Annotated in this window: 16 protein-coding genes; 11 read left to right on the forward strand and 5 right to left on the reverse strand. The window is 55.1% G+C overall.

The window, feature by feature from the left end; all coding sequences use genetic code 11:
- The 4 genes from ABIE29_RS20520 to ABIE29_RS20535 form a co-directional block, all read left to right on the forward strand.
- Nucleotides 1–418 (forward strand): fimbrial protein (locus ABIE29_RS20520; RefSeq protein ID WP_429620823.1); only part of this gene is annotated, 418 nt, incomplete at its 5' end.
- 346 nt (nucleotides 419–764) lie between these two features.
- Nucleotides 765–1,358 carry a LuxR C-terminal-related transcriptional regulator gene (locus ABIE29_RS20525; RefSeq protein ID WP_429620825.1) on the forward strand — a complete coding sequence of 198 codons (594 nt, stop codon included), beginning with the start codon at nucleotides 765–767 and terminating at the stop codon, nucleotides 1,356–1,358.
- 66 nt (nucleotides 1,359–1,424) lie between these two features.
- On the forward strand, nucleotides 1,425–2,093 hold the full coding sequence (locus ABIE29_RS20530; RefSeq protein WP_429620827.1) for a LuxR C-terminal-related transcriptional regulator: 669 nt from the start codon (nucleotides 1,425–1,427) through the stop codon (nucleotides 2,091–2,093).
- 17 nt (nucleotides 2,094–2,110) lie between these two features.
- The gene (locus tag ABIE29_RS20535; protein WP_429620829.1) at nucleotides 2,111–2,350 is read left to right on the forward strand and encodes a hypothetical protein; all 240 of its coding nucleotides are present in this window, start codon (nucleotides 2,111–2,113) and stop codon (nucleotides 2,348–2,350) included.
- 45 nt (nucleotides 2,351–2,395) lie between these two features.
- Here ABIE29_RS20535 and ABIE29_RS20540 read toward each other — a convergent pair whose 3' ends face one another.
- On the reverse strand, nucleotides 2,396–2,947 hold the full coding sequence (locus ABIE29_RS20540) for a tyrosine-type DNA invertase (RefSeq protein ID WP_429620830.1): 552 nt from the start codon (nucleotides 2,945–2,947) through the stop codon (nucleotides 2,396–2,398).
- 509 nt (nucleotides 2,948–3,456) lie between these two features.
- Here ABIE29_RS20540 and ABIE29_RS20545 point away from each other — a divergent pair.
- A complete protein-coding gene (locus ABIE29_RS20545; protein WP_429620833.1) occupies nucleotides 3,457–5,109 on the forward strand; it encodes a multidrug ABC transporter permease/ATP-binding protein in 1,653 nt (550 codons plus the stop codon).
- A 376-nt stretch (nucleotides 5,110–5,485) separates the two neighbouring features.
- Here the strand turns inward: ABIE29_RS20545 and ABIE29_RS20550 are convergent, their stop codons facing one another.
- Nucleotides 5,486–6,700 (reverse strand): CynX/NimT family MFS transporter, encoded by a 1,215-nt coding sequence (locus ABIE29_RS20550; protein WP_429620835.1) that lies wholly within the window; start codon nucleotides 6,698–6,700, stop codon nucleotides 5,486–5,488.
- Between the two features lie 674 nt (nucleotides 6,701–7,374).
- On the opposite strand from ABIE29_RS20550, the gene agaR reads away from it, so the two are divergent.
- Genes agaR through agaF form a run of 6 tightly spaced genes read left to right on the forward strand, consistent with a single transcriptional unit; the run spans nucleotide 7,375 to nucleotide 12,055 of the window.
- Nucleotides 7,375–8,151: a transcriptional repressor AgaR gene (gene agaR / locus ABIE29_RS20555; protein WP_037375671.1), complete on the forward strand. Its 777-nt coding sequence runs from the start codon at nucleotides 7,375–7,377 to the stop codon at nucleotides 8,149–8,151.
- 20 nt (nucleotides 8,152–8,171) lie between these two features.
- Nucleotides 8,172–9,455, forward strand: coding sequence for a D-tagatose-bisphosphate aldolase, class II, non-catalytic subunit (locus ABIE29_RS20560; RefSeq protein WP_429620839.1), 1,284 nt, complete (start codon nucleotides 8,172–8,174; stop codon nucleotides 9,453–9,455).
- A gap of 1 nt (nucleotide 9,456) precedes the next feature.
- Nucleotides 9,457–9,933, forward strand: a complete 477-nt coding sequence (gene agaV, locus ABIE29_RS20565) for a PTS N-acetylgalactosamine transporter subunit IIB (RefSeq protein ID WP_024529457.1) — start codon at nucleotides 9,457–9,459, stop codon at nucleotides 9,931–9,933.
- Nucleotides 9,934–9,947: 14 nt separating this feature from the next.
- Complete coding sequence (gene agaW, locus ABIE29_RS20570) at nucleotides 9,948–10,727, forward strand: PTS N-acetylgalactosamine transporter subunit IIC (protein WP_021179850.1); 780 nt, start codon at nucleotides 9,948–9,950, stop codon at nucleotides 10,725–10,727.
- Nucleotides 10,717–11,610, forward strand: coding sequence for a PTS system mannose/fructose/sorbose family transporter subunit IID (locus tag ABIE29_RS20575; protein WP_429620841.1), 894 nt, complete (start codon nucleotides 10,717–10,719; stop codon nucleotides 11,608–11,610). Before agaW ends, ABIE29_RS20575 begins: the two co-directional genes overlap by 11 nt.
- 10 nt (nucleotides 11,611–11,620) lie before the next feature.
- Nucleotides 11,621–12,055 (forward strand): PTS galactosamine/N-acetylgalactosamine transporter subunit IIA, encoded by a 435-nt coding sequence (gene agaF, locus ABIE29_RS20580; protein WP_429620843.1) that lies wholly within the window; start codon nucleotides 11,621–11,623, stop codon nucleotides 12,053–12,055.
- 358 nt (nucleotides 12,056–12,413) lie between these two features.
- Here agaF and ABIE29_RS20585 read toward each other — a convergent pair whose 3' ends face one another.
- The 3 genes from ABIE29_RS20585 to ABIE29_RS20595 all read right to left on the reverse strand — a co-directional run bounded on the left by ABIE29_RS20585 (nucleotide 12,414) and on the right by ABIE29_RS20595 (nucleotide 15,926).
- Nucleotides 12,414–14,147, reverse strand: a complete 1,734-nt coding sequence (locus ABIE29_RS20585; protein WP_429620845.1) for an ABC transporter ATP-binding protein/permease — start codon at nucleotides 14,145–14,147, stop codon at nucleotides 12,414–12,416.
- A 237-nt stretch (nucleotides 14,148–14,384) separates the two neighbouring features.
- Entirely contained in the window at nucleotides 14,385–15,023 is a 639-nt protein-coding gene (locus tag ABIE29_RS20590; RefSeq protein ID WP_429620847.1) for a DsbA family protein, read from the reverse strand.
- An 18-nt stretch (nucleotides 15,024–15,041) separates the two neighbouring features.
- Nucleotides 15,042–15,926, reverse strand: a complete 885-nt coding sequence (locus ABIE29_RS20595) for an MBL fold metallo-hydrolase (RefSeq protein ID WP_429620849.1) — start codon at nucleotides 15,924–15,926, stop codon at nucleotides 15,042–15,044.
- Between the last annotated feature and the right edge of the window lie 14 nt (nucleotides 15,927–15,940).

A 15,940-nucleotide genomic window follows, 5' to 3' on the forward strand; every position in this document is an offset into this window, starting at 1 on the left:
GCCGTGTACGGTCGATGCCGTGGGGGGCGATGTCAATGTCGATCTGGGGGAGATCAAGGCGCATACTCTGACCGCGGGCACGGGGAGCGATTGGGAGAGTTTTAGCCTGGATCTGAGTGATTGCCCGGTTTCAACCACCAACGTTATAGCGACATTCACCGGGACGGCAGCGGATGAAAGCGCGGATCTGTATAAGAACGCCGCGGCCAATCCTGCCGGTGCTGTGCAGATTGAAATGGTTGATGGTTCATCTGGCGCCAATCGCCGCCTGGGCAGCGGCAGTGATATGACCGTGCTGGTCGATCACGCCACCAATAAGGCGACCTTCCCGCTGAAGGCGCGCGCTTTCAGCACCAACGGTGGTGCAACCCCCGGCGGTATTGAAGGTGTTGTACAGGTGGCACTCACCTATCAGTAATACCCTCTAGCCATAAGAAAACCTGGCCCCACTTTTTTATGGCAGCTTTAGCTGTGTCTGTTGAGTTAATTACCTGGGGCTTATTCATTGTGGGTAGCTGGCTTTATTTTTAATATATTTTTCGATCAATAATAAGAAAAAATAACTCTCATCAATAAGAGAGGGAATGACATTTTTGCACACCAATTTATCAAGGAAGTAAAAAAGGGTATTCAGCAGAAATGGGAGGTTCAATATGACAGTGGTTCATACTTATCAAAGAGGGAGTGCGCATTCCCCTAGCTCTTATGGGCTAAAAGGGGACGGTGTGATTGTAATGGAATCCTGCCCCATCACGGCACTTGGAATGCGTAATATTTTGGCCCAGTCCTGTGGCCTGGCGGAGGAGGTACAACGGGTCAGTAATCTGGAGCAAATCCCTGGGTTGATGCGCCACCGTCCGGCCCGGCTGTTGATTATGGAACTGTGCGGTGAAGACGAGTCGGTTCTGGACGGCTTAAGGCTGATTGCGCTGTGCCTGGAGCATTGGCCAAGCACGGCGATGATCGTGTGTACCGCACTTGACGATCCCCGGGTGCTGCAATTGCTGACCGCATCAGGCATCAAAGGGCTGGTGCTCAAACAGGAGCCTGGCGTTGCGCTGGCACAATGCGTACAGCAGGTCTTGTCGGGTTGTCGCAGCTATAGCCATAAGGTACGGCAATTGCTGAGCAGCCAGTCTGCCATTGGCAAAGCCTTGACGTCCCGTGAACTGGATGTGTTGACACACCTGTTTTCCGGCAAAAGCGTTACCACCGCGGCGTTGATGATGCACCGTGATGTTCGCACCGTCAGTACCCACAAGCGTAATGCGATGCACAAGTTGGGTTTTCAGAATGATGGTGAACTTTATTTGCAAGGCAAGTGGATGGCAAAGACCGGCCCGGTGTTTGCCCGCTAATCCTTGATACCGCTATGTACTTATTCTCTGGATGGAATCAACGAGATATTTATACAGGAGTCGTCTATGCAACCGTTGTCACAAAAGCCGCTTGGCTTGGCGTTAATGGATCGCAGCCCACTCACGCTCACCGGGCTGTCTTGCTTTATCGGCACGCTTAACGTTGCCAATGAGATTATCGTGCAGGAAACCAGCATGGTTGCGGTTGCCGAAAGGTTGCTGTACCAACCCGTCGATATTCTCATCACCGAACTCAATGGCCAGAATGAAACCATCGCGCAGGGCCGTGAAGTTCTGTTTAATCTGTGTGCACAGCAGCCTGAGTTGCGGGTCATTGTTTACACCCGTAGCCAGACAGGGGAAGATCTGTGCAAGCTGCTTGATGTGACCAATATCAGCGTGGTGTCCCGTGGGGATGAATTGCCGCTGGTTGGGGAGTTCTTTAACCGGGTATTTAACGGTGAGCGCGTATTGAGCCCGTTGATCGGCTCTTATCTGGCGCGTAACGATCCTGAAGATGCTTCAAGCCTGCATCATCTGACCCGTTGCGAAAATGATGTCCTGACGTTCTTGTTCAACGGGATGAGCCTGCGGGAAATTGCTGAGCTGCAACAACGCAGCATCAAGACCATCAGCGCGCACAAATGTAATGCCATGCGCAAACTACAGGTTAAAAACGACAGTGAACTGTTCTCGCTGAGAAAAAACATTAGCCAGCAGTTTGCATGTGATTGATGGCTGGAAATCGCTTGTTGCTCCGCCGTGCTGTCATCAAGCATGGCGGGGCATACCGCAACGGTACCTCGATCACCAAGTTACTGAGCCGCTATCCACCGATATTCAGAACGGCGATCTCGAAGCTGCCAAATCACGATGGTCGTGCCGCCAAGCTTGGCTTACGGCAATCCGTCCCTGATATCTCACCGTTATCGACGATGATATATAACGTAAGGATATTGGCTGTTGCACAGCTAGCCACGTCTGCGAAGTAAAAATGCGGTGCCAGTCTGAATTGGTGGTTTGCGGTCTGCCTTGGGTTAAATATGTATTACCCGAAAGCGTTCAACGTTGCTGGCAGTATAAATAACGGTGTTCTGAATGTTGCGATGGCCCAGGTAATCCTGAATGAGTCTGGTGTCGATCCCTCTATCTGCCAGGGCATAGCCGCAGGAGTGGCGTAACATATGGGGATGGACCTGGACGTCTATACCAGCTAATTCACCGTAGGACTTTATTAAGCGGTAAATTTGTTGGCGTGAAATCTGCCCGCCGTGGCGAGAAAGAAACAGCCAGGGGCTATCAGGTTCCAGGTAGCCTGGGCGTTTTGCCAGCCAGCGCCCCAGCGCGATACGCTCACGAATTTGAATAGGATGCTGTACAGAAAAGCCGTTCTTTAAGCGGGCTACGTGTAAGCGGTTGGTGGCCAGGTCAATATCCTCTAGCCGCAGTCCCCGTAGTTCGCTGACGCGTAATCCATGAATAAAGCACATCAACAGCATACAGCGATCACGGCAACCGTTGGCGCCGTCCGGGACGGCGGAGATCATTCTCTCAATTTCAACATGACTGAGATATTTGCGTTTTTTCATTCTCTTATCCCTAAGCTAGATAAAGCAAATATGATTGGTGGTCCGTTCATTTAAGCATTGAACACCATTGGCAGCAAACAAAATAACATAACGTTCATGAGAATAATCCTTAATTATTGTCTTAGTGCTAGGCTTTAAGGGGGGTTAGCGGTTATTTATTAAGAAAAAATCAGCTCACTTGATCATAGGGAAATCCTGTTTGATGGTTTAAAGATCGTCTGTTTTGAAATGATTTACCTAATCAGACTGGTTAGCTGTTTATCTAAAACGATTTTACCATCTTTGGGGTTAAATCTATTTTTGAGATTTTTATTATTGCGTTAATAATGTTTTTTAGCCTGACAATCTGCTGCTTGCCCTATATTTTCTTTAGTCATCGCCCCGTGTTTACCTGCATGGACAGGTCAGGGCCAGTATCTGCTCAGCCAACAAAATGAGAATTGTGATTGATATCGTGCTTTCGCCAACTACAATGCCCGCCAGTGCATGATTTCTGAATAGGGTTTCTCATGGAGTTGTTACGGGTGGTGTTCCAGCAGTATCGCTGGCCGTTTCTGGCGGTAATGGCGTTAACTCTGGCCAGTGCGGCGTTGGGGATTGGCATCATTGCATTTATTAACGTGCAACTGATGGGCGCGGCGGGTAACCCGCTAGTGGTGTTGCCGCAGTTTCTTGGCCTGTTGGCGCTGTTGATGGCGGTAACGCTCGGCTCTCAGTTGGCGTTGACCACTTTGGGGCACTATTTTGTTTACCGGCTGCGGGGTCAACTGGTGAAGCGCATATTGGATACCCATATTGAGCGGCTGGAGCAGTTGGGTAGTGCCTCATTACTGGCTAGTCTGTCGAGCGATATCCGCAATATCACCATTGCTTTTGTCCGCCTGCCGGAGTTGGTTCAGGGGGTGATCCTGACTTTAGGATCGGCTGCCTATCTGGGCTGGCTATCGCCTGCCATGCTGGGCGTGACCGCGATATGGGTAACGGTCACTATTCTGGGGAGTTGGTATCTGGTCTCGCGGGTTTATAGCCACCTGAGCAGCGTGCGCGAAGCGGAAGAGCGGCTCTACCTGCATTATCAAGCGGCGATTGACGGGCGCAAAGAGCTGGCGCTGAACCGCGATCGGGCAAAAATGCTATTCCAGCAGGCTTATCAGCCCGATGCCGGTAACTACCGTTATCATATTATCCGCGCAGATACTTTCCACCTTAGCGCCGTGAACTGGTCGAATATCATGATGCTGGGCGCCATCGGCCTGGTGTTCTATATGGCGAACAGCCTGGGCTGGGCCAACACTACGGTGGCGGCGACCTATTCCCTGACTTTATTGTTCCTGCGTACCCCTTTATTACAGGCGGTTGGGGCATTCCCGACGCTGATTGCGGCCGAAGTGGCCTTCAATAAAGTGAAGGCGCTCAAACTGGCGGACTATGATCCGGCATTTCCGACGATACAGGCTCGGGCGTGGCAAACTCTGGAACTGCGCGACGTGGCATTCCACTATGCGGTGGGTGAACAACAATCAGGGTTTGCGGTTGGGCCGATCAATTTGACGTTACGGCGGGGCGAACTGGTGTTTCTGATTGGTGGCAACGGCAGCGGTAAATCGACGCTGGCCATGCTGCTCACTGGGCTGTATGTGCCCGTTAGTGGGCAGATCCTGCTGGATGGCCAACCGATTACGGTTGCCGATCGTGAAGATTATCGCCGCCTGTTCTCTGCCATCTTTACGGATTTCCACCAGTTTCACCATCTGTTGGGGCCGCAAGGAGAACAACCGGACGCCGAACTGGTGGAAACCTGGTTGCAGCGCCTGAAAATGAAAAGCAAATTAGAATTCGACGGCACACGCATCACCAACCCGCAGCTTTCACAAGGGCAGCGCAAGCGCCTGGCCCTGTTGCTGGCGGTGGCTGAAAAGCGGGATATTTTACTGCTGGATGAATGGGCGGCGGATCAGGATCCCCAGTTCCGCCGTACTTTCTACCGCGAGTTACTGCCTCAGCTGCGCGAAATGGGAAAAACCGTGTTTGCCATCAGCCATGACGACCATTACTTTGAACATGCGGATCGCCTGCTGCAAATGCGAGATGGGCATCTGAGCGAACTGATTGGGGATGAGCGCCATCAGGCGAGCCGGGATTCTGTTAGCCAGCTTGATTGAGGCCGTGAAAAACTGCTGAATTTGTCGGGGCGCTAATATTCGCCCCGACACAGCGAGTCGGTTGAGAATATCTGTCGTCCCATAGGGTTAGGCTAGTTGAGTGATTGTTTATATCGATAATCAACATCGTCGCCAATGATTTACTCTGTGTCTAGGGGAAAACGCTACATGGCATTGCGCTCGTGTAACCGATTTCAATTGGCAACAGAGGAGTCAGGGGGACAGGAACGCGCCGATGGACAATCAATCACTCATTCCCACCACAGAGGTCCCACTAGCGGAAACGCTGAGATTTCCGCCATCCTGGCAACTCAATGAGCGGCAACAGCGCTTTATCGAAGATCTTTGGCTGCCGCAAGAACCTGCCGTGGTCGGTTCAGCCGATAATCTTGCGACGCCCGGCCAAGATGCCGAACAGCATCTGCAGCAGCGTTAACCCTAGTAAAATCGTCAACGGCACCGTCCAGCCTTGCGTCAAATCATGCATCAGACCAAACAGGGTCGGCCCCAGCGCGGCCAGCAGGTAGCCGATGGACTGCGCCATCCCAGACAGCACCGTTGCCTGATGATGCTGCTGGCTGCGCAGACCAAAGAAAGACAGTGCCAGCACTAACGAACTCCCCGCTCCCAGCCCGGCAAATATCAGCCAGATAAGAGAGTGGGCAGGCAGCAACAGCAATCCGCCGACGCCAATAAAGATCAACAGCGAACTGACCAGTGCGATCCCTCGCTGGTCGCGTGCGCGTGGCAGTGCAAATACCATGACGAAGTTAGCGGCGATCGCCACGATCTGATAAACAAACAGCTCGAACCCCGCCTGCTGCGGTGAAGTGCCGTGGCTTGCGGCAAAGGCGCTGAACCAACCGATAATGGTGTAGAAGGTGATGGATTGCAGCCCCATGAACAAGGCCACCTGCCAACCCAGGGCGCTGCTCCAGGGAGAGCGAAAGGTTTCTGTAGCCACCGGCGCGCCGGCTCGGGCTACCGGGATGGGCTTGCGCTTTAGTTGGGGTAGCCAGATCGCCAATGCGATAAATGCCGGTAGGCTCCAGCACAGCAGTGAAAAACGCCAGCCGTTATCGTTGAATGCAGCCAACGGCACCGCCATGCCGGAGGCGATAGCGGCCACCAGTGACATCATGGCCGCATAGGTACTGATCATCACCGCAGCCCGATGAGGAAAATCGCGTTTTACCAGCGTGGGTAATACCACGTTGGCAAAGGCGATGGCAGCGCCGATCAACACCGTCCCTAACCACAGCATGCCATCCCACGGTTGTGAACGTAGCACGATCCCGGCGACCAGCAGCATCAGCGCCAGCCCAAGCGTGCGCTCAATCCCGATGCGCTTGGCCAGCGACGGCGTTAATGGTGATAACACCGCAAACAGGATCAGCGGCAGGGAGTTGAGTAACCCGGCGGCGGTGGCAGAAAGCATCAGTTGCCGCTGGATCTGTTCCAGTAACGGGCCTACGCTGGTTAAAGGGGCGCGCAGGTTGGCGGCCACCAGCATGATGCCGGCCAGCAATAAGAAACGCGTCAAACGACTGCGTTTAACAACACAATTTGTGGATGGTTCGGGTTGGGGCATGAGCTCCTCGCATCAGGCATGCAGCCAATCATTACTGCATGACGAGATGCGTTGATTGACGTTAACGCTTACGTACTGGCAGGGCTGTCAGTATCTACGCGCCAGTTTAGGAAAGATCGCCTCGCCTGACAAGAGGTTAAGGAAACCGCGTGCGGCACCCACCAGGTGACTTTGATCAGCGCGAGGTCACTATTAACGGATAGTAACGGCAATAAACTTATTTTGAGGAATCGCTATGTCTTCTTTCTACAGCCCCCGCCGTATTGTGCTTTACACCATCGCCGTGATCGTGATTTTGGTGATTGTCGGTTTGGTGACACACCTGGGTGTCGGTTGGCTCAACTGAACCAATTAACGGTTTTGTGATGTTGATCACCCAAGGAAAGAAAAGCCTTTTCGCTGCAGCCCGCCAAAGCCGCTTTCACTGTGCTATTTTTCACATACTCTTAACCTGCCGCCCTATCGGCCTGCGGCAGATTTCACTTTTCTCGCGCCCGCCGAGGAAATAGTTTCATTTCATTTCGATTCGAAAGCTTTTTACCCCCATTTGCTGCTAAAACTGCCCTGTAATCCCGATCACAATTTCATTGCTTTCGCTTTGCTGTAATACCGCCGCAGTAGAGCGAAAGCCATCATCTCCCAGCTAAAACCGGAAACCTGAGGACCTATTGCTCATGCCAGTGAACACCGCCAAACGACGTGAACACATCATCGATCTGCTCTGCGAGCACGGTAGCGTGCGGGTGGAACAGCTCAGCAAACAGTTTGCCGTTTCCACGGTGACGATCCGCAACGACCTGCGCTTTCTGGAACGCAAAGGCTGTGCGCTGCGTGCCTATGGCGGGGCGATGCTTAACCAGCAGTTTGCCTTCGACCGCCCGTTACATGACAAAGGGCGTTTGAACCGCGATGTGAAGTCACAGATTGCCTGCCGAGCGGCAAGCTACGTGCGTGACGGCGATGCGCTGATCCTGGATTCCGGTTCCACCACGGCCCAGATCGTGCCCTGGTTGAAACCGCGCCGCGATCTGGTGGTGATGACCAATGCGCTGAATATTGCCTATGAGCTTTCAGGTTACGACGGGGTGGAAGTGATGGTGTTGGGGGGAAGCGTCCGGCAGAACTCCTATTCGCTCTATGGTCCGGCTGCCGAGCAGCAATTGCGCCAGTACCGCTTCGACAAACTGTTTCTGGGCGTCGACGGTTTCGATCTGGTTGCGGGGATCACTACGCCTCACCCTGGTGAGGCACACCTCAATCGTGTGATGTGTGAGGTGGCGCGCGAAATTATCGCGGTAGCGGATGCCAGCAAGTTTGGTCGCAAGAGCTTTTGCATGATCCGCGAAGTTGGGCAAATTCATCGGCTGATCACAGATAGCCGTCTTCCACAAGATTATCAGCAGGCGCTCAGCGATTTAGGCGTAGATGTGGTGATAGCCGATCGCGAGTAGGGCGCCATCATGGGGGATCCATGCAGCAGTGGTTACAACTGGTAGCACAGCACAAGGCCGGCCAGCCGGTGGGGATATTTTCCGTTTGCTCCGCGCATCCCTGGGTATTGCAGGCCGCCTTACGGCAGGCAAAGGCACGTGGCACGCCGGTATTGATCGAGGCGACGTCAAACCAGGTTAACCAGTTTGGCGGCTACACCGGCCAGACCGCCGCACAGTTTCGTGATGCGCTGTGGCAGATGGCGGATGACATCGGGTTGCCAAGGAGCGCTATTTGGCTGGGGGGCGATCATCTTGGCCCTAACGCTTGGCAAGACCGCCCGGCACAAGAGGCGATGGCGCTGTCCGAAACCCTGATTGACGACTATGTGCGCGCCGGATTTCGCAAGATCCACCTCGACTGCTCCATGTCCTGCGCTGACGATCCCACCCCGTTGGGAGATGACATGGTGGCACAGCGTGCGGCGCGCCTGTGCGCAGTGGCGGAACGAGCCTGGCAGCAAGCGGGTGGTGAAGCCCCGGTGTATGTGATCGGAACCGAAGTGCCAGTACCGGGCGGTGCGCAGGAAACGCTGCAAGGCATCCAGGTGACTACGCCACAGGCAGTCTCAGTCACGTTAGAGGCGCACCGTCATGCCTGGCAGCAGGCAGAGCTGAGCAGCGCCTGGTCACGAGTGATCGCCTTGGTGGTGCAACCCGGCGTCGAGTTTGACCATCACAGCGTCGAACATTACCAACCGCAGGCGGCGCAGGCGTTGAGCCGCTTTATCGAACGCCAATCGGGGCTGCTGTATGAGGCCCATTCGACCGATTACCAGACACCGAAAGCTTATTCGCAACTGGTGCGTGACCATTTCGCCATTCTGAAAGTTGGCCCGGCGCTCACTTTTGCGCTGCGTGAGGCGCTGTTTGCCCTCGATCGTATCGAACGTGAATGGTTGGGGGAGCATCGTTCGGCCCAGCTGTGCGCCACGCTTGAGCAGGTGATGCGTGAACAGCCGCAGCAGTGGAGCCGCTATTATCACGGCAGCCCGCATCAACAGTATCTGGATCGGCACTACAGCCTGAGCGATCGCGTGCGCTATTACTGGCCGCAGCCACAGGTCCAGCAGGCCGTGGATGCGTTGATGGACAATCTACGGAGTAACCCAATCCCGCTGGCCTTACTCAGCCAGTATTTACCCGATCAGGCACGGGCCTTGAATGCCGGTGAGCTGAGTCAGGATCCGCAAGATTGGGTGATCCACAAAATTACCCAGGTGCTCGACGACTACCACTCAGCCTGTTACCCGGAGGTGCGCTGATATGCCCAATATTCTGATGACTCGTATCGATAACCGCCTGGTGCATGGCCAGGTAGGGGTGACCTGGACCAACACGCTGGGCGCCAATCTGGTGGTGGTGGCCAACGATGATGCCGCCGCCGATCCGGTACAGCAAAACCTGATGGACATGGTGGTGGCCGAAGGCGTGCAGACCCGTTACTTCACCCTGCAAAAAACCATCGACGTGATCCACAAGGCGGCGGATCGGCAAAAGATTTTTCTGGTGTGCAAAACGCCGCAGGACGTATTGAAACTGGTGCAGGGCGGAGTGCCCATCACCTTTGTCAACGTTGGCAATATGCACTTCGCCGCAGGGAAACGGCAAATCCACAAGACGGTCTCGGTGGATGACGATGACATTGCCGCCTTTCGTGAGCTGGCGGCGTTGGGCGTAGCCTGCGAGGTGCGCCGGGTGCCGGATGAAGCCGGTGAAGCGATAGGCAAACTGCTCGCTTGAGCGCAGGGGGAAGCATGTTAACTGACGCGTTATTGATTGCATTGCTGGCGGGGTTGGCCGGGGTCGACCTGTTCGACGGCCTGACCCACTTCCACCGCCCGGTAGTGATGGGGCCGCTGGTTGGCCTGATCCTGGGGGATGTCACCACTGGCTTGCTGGTGGGTGGGACGCTGGAACTAGTGTGGATGGGCATGGTGCCACTGGCCGGTGCGCAGCCGCCTAACGTGGTTATCGGCGGGGTGGTCGGCACGGCGTTTGCCATCCTCACCAAGGCCGATCCCAAGGTGGCCATTGGCGTGGCGGTGCCGTTCGCCATTGCGGTACAGGGCTGCATCACGCTGCTGTTCACCGCGTTTTCACCCATGATGCACCGCTGCGATCGCATGGTACAGGAGCTGAACTGGCGTGGCGTTGAGCGAGTGAACTACCTAGGCATCAGTATCCTGTTTGTTTTCTACTTTGTGGTGGCGTTTTTGCCGATCTACTTCGGTGCCGATGCGGCCAGCGCCATGGTGCAGAAAGCGCCGACCTGGCTGCTGGATGGTCTGGCGGTGGCGGGCGGCATGATGCCGGCAATCGGCTTCTCACTGCTGATGAAAGTGATGATGAAGAAAACCTACGTGGCGTATTTCATCCTCGGTTTTATTTCAGTGACGTTCCTTAAGCTGCCGATCCTGGCGGTGGCGCTGGGGGCATTGGCGATCGCGCTGATCGATTTCTTTAACAGTCAACGGGCAGATGCGGATGTGACCAGAAAGCCTGTTCAACCGGAGGACGCTGAAGATGGCATTTAATGATTCTGACGATCTGCTGGCACAAAAAGCAGCAAAGCGCCTGGAACAGGCATTGGCCACCAGCCAGGTAGAACAGGACGACTACGTTGATAGCCGCCCGGCACAAGCGCTGACGCGCAGCGATATCAATCGTATGGCCTGGCGCTCGCTGTTGCTGCAGGCATCGTTCAACTACGAACGTATGCAGGCCGGTGGCTGGCTGTACACCCTGATCCCTGGTTTGCGCAAGATCCACCGCAATCCTCAGGATCTGGCGAATTCGATGAAGATGCACATGGAGTTTATCAACGTGCATCCTTTCGACGTCACCTTCCTTTCGGGGTTGGTGCTGGCGATGGAGCAAAACAAGGAGAAAGTCTCCACCATTCGAGCGGTGAAAGTGGCGCTGATGGGGCCGTTGGGAGGCATTGGTGATGCGCTGTTCTGGCTGACGCTGTTGCCGATTTGTGCGGGCATCGGGGCATCTCTGGCGCTGGAAGGCAGCCTGTTTGGGCCGATAGTGTTCCTGCTGTTGTTCAACGTGTTCCACTTCGGGCTGCGCTTTGGGCTGGCGCACTATGGCTATCAGGCGGGCACCAGTGCGCTGACGCTGTTGAAAACCCATACCAAACGAATATCCCATGCGGCGTCGATCGTGGGCATGACGGTCATCGGTGCGCTGGTGGCCTCTTATGTACATCTTTCTACGCCGCTGATCATGCATGCCGGTAAGGCCACCGTGGCGTTGCAAACGGACGTGCTCGATAAGTTGATGCCCAACCTGTTGCCGCTGTGTTTCACGTTGCTGGTGTTCTTCCTGATGAAGCGCGGTTTCTCACCGGTGAAACTGATCGGTGTGACGGTGGTGATCGGCGTAGTGGGTAAATTTATCGGTTTGCTGTGAGGAAGAGAACATGCCAGGAATTGTCATTACCGGCCACGGCGGCTTCGCCAGTGGCCTGCTACAGGCGGTAGAGCAGGTGGTAGGGGAACAGCCTGCCTGTATCGCGGTGGACTTCCCTGTCCATATGGGTACGGCGGAGTTGAAAGTGGCGTTGAGTGCCGCGCTGCAAGCGGTAGAGCAAGCGGACGGTGTGGTATTCCTTACCGATATGCTGGGGGGATCGCCTTTCCGTAGTGCCTGCGAGTTGGCCGATGCGCATGGCAACTGTGAGGTGCTGACCGGGGTGAATATGCAGTTGGCTGCCGAAATGATGCTGGAGCGCGAAGGGCTGAGCCTGACCGAGTTCCGTGACATGGCGCTGGCCTGCGGCAAACGCGGCTTGACCAGCCTGTGGCACGAACGGCGTAAGGTGAAATGCGCCAACGTCGAGGCTGATGGGATTTAGCCCTCACCCCAACCCTCTCCCAAAGGGAGAGGGAGTTGATAGCCCCTGCTCTTTTGGAGGTAAAGAAGTAATTTCAGCAACCTCGACCGCTTCCTTATCCAAGGTGAATCAGTCGATGCTTATGAAGAATCACGATGCTTTCAGCTAAACGCGCTCGGTCCCCTCCCTGCACTCAAAGGGAGAGGGAGTTGATAGCCCCTGCTCTTTTGGAGGTAAAGAAGTAATTTCAGCAACCTCGACCGCTTCCTTATCCAAGGTGAATCAGTCGATGCTTATGAAGAATCACGATACTTTCAGCTAAACGCGCTCGGTTCCCTCTCCCTGTGGGAGAGGGTTAGGGTGAGGGGGCATGTTGGGACTAACTCGGCATCGGCAACGGGCTAAGCGCCATCTGGGCCGGGCCATGTTCGTCACGGCTGAAACGCCAGCAGGTCTGATGATATTTCGCCACGCTGTTGCGGTGTGCCACGCTGACCAGCGTGACCTCCGGCAGTTCGTCAACCAGCAGGCAATACATCAATTGCTCGGTTTCATCATCCAACGCGCTGGTGGCCTCATCCAGGAATAGCACATCCGGACGGGTAAGGATCGCACGTGCAAACGCCAACCGCTGCTGCTCGCCCGGTGAAAGGCGATGGCTCCAGTTGGCGCTGGTATCCAGCCAGCGTTGCAGGTGCTTCAGCCGGCAGTTTTCCAAGGCTTTCAACAACTGCTCATCGCTATAGTCTTTATCCTGATGTGGATAGCTCAGCGCTTCACGTAGCGTACCGATCGGAATATAGCTGCGCTGTGGCAGGAACAGCGTAGAGAGCTGGCCGTTCATACCGATCTCACCCGAACCGTAAGGCCAGATCCCGGCAATGGCACGTAGCAGCGTAGATTTACCACAGCCAGAAGGGCCGACGACCAGTACGCGCTCGCCGCGTTGCAGCGTCATGGTTGCTGCACTTAACAGAGGCTGTCCATCGGGCAGCGTAAGGCCAACCTCGCGCAGCATCAGCGGTGAGTGGTCTTCCTGTTTCAGGCTGATGCCACGGGGCTGGTTATGCACCTCGTCCACCGCTGCGTTAAAGCCAGCCAGACGGTTAACGCAGGCTTTCCAGGTGGCCAGATTGGAAAACGCGTCGATAAACCATGACAGCGAGCCTTGCACCTGGCCAAACGCGGAGGAGATCTGCATCAGCCCGCCCATCTGGATCGCACCGGAGAAATAGCGAGGTGCCGCCACCAGCAGCGGAAAGACAATGGCAAACTGGCCGTAGAAGTTACTGGCGATATTCAGCCGCCGGGTGATGCGCATGATCGACCACCAGTTGCTGCGGATGGCCTCAAAGCGGTTACTTAGCTGCTGCTTCTCGCGTGGCTCACCGTGATACAGCGCGATGGCATCGTTATTTTCACGGATACGTATCAGCCCGAAACGGAAGTTCGCCTCATAGCGTTCCTGATTAAAGCCGAGCATAACCAGCGGCTTGCCGACCCACCAGATCAGCAACGATCCCAGCGCCGCGTACAACAGGGCAAACCACACCATATAACCGGGCAGGGTAATGGTATGTTGGGCGATCACAAAGGTCATCGGCCCGCTGATATGCCAGAGAATGGTAATAAACGAACAGAGCGTCACCAGGCTGGAGAGCAGGCCGAGCGATAAAGATAAGGTGTACTGGGTCAGGACGTTGAGATCGTCAGAGATACGCTGATCGGGGTTATCGATAATCTGCTGTTGTTCGGTATGGTAATAGGCCTGGTGTGCCAGCCACTTGCCCATAAATTTTTCCGTCATCCAGCTCCGCCAGCGCATCTGTAGGCCCTGGGTCAGGTAGATTTTGTAGACCGCCAGCACGATGAAAGCCAACGCCAGATAGGTAAAGCGCCACAGCTGGGCTTTGAACACCGGGTAGTTTTTATTTTGCAGGGCATCGTAGAACACCTGGTTCCACTGGTTGATCAGCACGCTGATATAGACCAGCCCCAGGGATAGGCCCACGATGGCGATCAGCATTGCCCAGGCACGCCATTTTTCTTCCGAAACCCAAAAGGGTCTGATTAACTGCCAGACGGCCCGTTTTTGTGTGGTGCTCGTGTTCATAAAAATCCAGAAGGTATCGTTTTCTTCTAGCATGGGCACGAGGTTGGTAACAAACAAACCGCCACATGTAAGCAGTTTTGACGTGGCTCATTATTTGCAATACAGCAGAGATAAAACGAGCGCTAGTAACGTTGAGTAGAGTAAGGCGAAGGTGTTTTTGGCGCGGCGGCAAATCACAACACAAAATGAAATTGTTACAACTATGTTCGGGGCGAACATGTGCTCGCCCCGGCAGATTTATTTCACGGCATCTTTCAGTAATGCTTTCCAGCCTGCAACATTCCCCAAATACTCCTGCACGGGGATCTGGGATAGACGTCCTTGATCATCCTCCAGGGCAAAGGTTGGGAAGCCGTGCCCACGGACTTTGGCGAGCAGTGCGCGGCTGTCGGCGATATGCTGTGCCGTTGGCGCGCCGCTGTTCAAACGCATCTCGGCAATAAAGGCAGCAGGATCCAGGCCCAACTCTTTCGCCAGCGCTTCCAACACTGGCGCATCGGCAATACGTCGCCCTTCCCGGTAGTGGGCTTCCTGAATGCGGTGCAGCATATCCAGGCCCCGTCCGGCGAGCTGTTCAGCGGCCAGGATCGCAACGATCGGTGGCTCAGAGTCCATCACCGCCGTGGTGTCTCGCAGCAGCCCGTTGAAGTAATCGTCGCCGAAAGGCTGGCCGGTTAGCCCGGCAATCCGCTTGTCATGCGGCATCACGTAATTGCGCCATTCCTCGTTGATGGTTCGGCGGGCATTGCCGGTCATCATGCCACCGGCGTGCAGGGCAACGGTCAGGCCCTGAATAGCCTGCGCGGCCTTGGCCAGCGGTGCTGCACCGTAACACCAGCCGCACAGCGGATCGAAAATGTAATGCAGGGTCGTCATGTTTTTGCTCCTACCGCTTTACTGCGGCCACTTCATTTCGCCTTTCAGTACCTTGGCGCTCAGTTCCAGGCTAGAACCATCGTGCAGTTTTGGATAGTGCTGCTGCATGGCCGCGATCAGTTCAGCGGAGTTCCTGGTTTTTGGCAACTCGCTTTCCAGCGTGGTCAGGTAATTGTGGGTAAAGGTCACCGATTCCAGCGTTTGCGCCGCTCCTGGCAGGAAGTGCCCCGGAACCACCACCTGCGGTTTCAGCGCCTTGATGCTTTCCAGCGTTTGCTGCCAATGAGCGCGTGACTCGACGGTCTGATTATCCGCAATCCACGGATGAATATTGTCACCGGCCACCGGTACGCCACCCATCACAGCTTTCAACGATGGGATCCACACAAAGGTGCGGTCTGGCGTTGGGCCATTGAGACCTTTCACTTCGACCTGCTGGCCATCGATGCTAAAGCTGCTGCCCTGCAACGGCTGCGGCACGATCACGGTTTTCGGCGCATTCTCCTTCAGGATCGGCCCCCAATAGGCGAGTTTGCCTGCCTGAGTAGCGTTGATCGCCTTGATCGTTTCCGGTGAGGCAATGATGTTTGCCTGAGGGAAGGCGGCTTTGATCACGTCCAGCCCGAAATAGAAATCCGGATCCGAATGGCTGATATAGACCGTGGTCAGCTTCTTACCGGTGGCCTTGATCTTTTTCACCAGCTCCTGCGCGTCGTTACGCTGGAATTGGGCATCGATCAGCGCCACTTCGTGTGGGCCGCTGACAATCTCGGAAGAGACCGGGAATACGCTCTTTTCGCCTGGGTTGTACACTTCCAGGGTCAGAGTATTAGCCGTATTGGCGAAGGTGCTGAGTGAAACTAAGCCGGTTACGGCCAGGGTCAGTAATGATTTCTTAAACATGTGCAGGTGCCTTT

Origin of the sequence: Serratia sp. 2723, from assembly GCF_050434425.1 — a bacterium.
In the GTDB taxonomy this organism is placed as follows: Bacteria; Pseudomonadota; Gammaproteobacteria; order Enterobacterales; family Enterobacteriaceae; genus Chania.

Coding starts and splice junctions, on each gene's coding strand:
- ABIE29_RS20525 (WP_429620825.1), top strand. CDS start 765: ATGCGTAATATTTTGGCCCAGTCCTGTGGCCTGGCGGAGGAGGTACAA.
- ABIE29_RS20530 (WP_429620827.1), top strand. CDS start 1,425: ATGCAACCGTTGTCACAAAAGCCGCTTGGCTTGGCGTTAATGGATCGC.
- ABIE29_RS20540 (WP_429620830.1), bottom strand. CDS start 2,947: ATGAAAAAACGCAAATATCTCAGTCATGTTGAAATTGAGAGAATGATC.
- ABIE29_RS20545 (WP_429620833.1), top strand. CDS start 3,457: ATGGAGTTGTTACGGGTGGTGTTCCAGCAGTATCGCTGGCCGTTTCTG.
- ABIE29_RS20550 (WP_429620835.1), bottom strand. CDS start 6,700: ATGCCCCAACCCGAACCATCCACAAATTGTGTTGTTAAACGCAGTCGT.
- agaR (WP_037375671.1), top strand. CDS start 7,375: ATGCCAGTGAACACCGCCAAACGACGTGAACACATCATCGATCTGCTC.
- ABIE29_RS20560 (WP_429620839.1), top strand. CDS start 8,172: ATGCAGCAGTGGTTACAACTGGTAGCACAGCACAAGGCCGGCCAGCCG.
- agaV (WP_024529457.1), top strand. CDS start 9,457: ATGCCCAATATTCTGATGACTCGTATCGATAACCGCCTGGTGCATGGC.
- agaW (WP_021179850.1), top strand. CDS start 9,948: ATGTTAACTGACGCGTTATTGATTGCATTGCTGGCGGGGTTGGCCGGG.
- ABIE29_RS20575 (WP_429620841.1), top strand. CDS start 10,717: ATGGCATTTAATGATTCTGACGATCTGCTGGCACAAAAAGCAGCAAAG.
- agaF (WP_429620843.1), top strand. CDS start 11,621: ATGCCAGGAATTGTCATTACCGGCCACGGCGGCTTCGCCAGTGGCCTG.
- ABIE29_RS20585 (WP_429620845.1), bottom strand. CDS start 14,147: ATGAACACGAGCACCACACAAAAACGGGCCGTCTGGCAGTTAATCAGA.
- ABIE29_RS20590 (WP_429620847.1), bottom strand. CDS start 15,023: ATGACGACCCTGCATTACATTTTCGATCCGCTGTGCGGCTGGTGTTAC.
- ABIE29_RS20595 (WP_429620849.1), bottom strand. CDS start 15,926: ATGTTTAAGAAATCATTACTGACCCTGGCCGTAACCGGCTTAGTTTCA.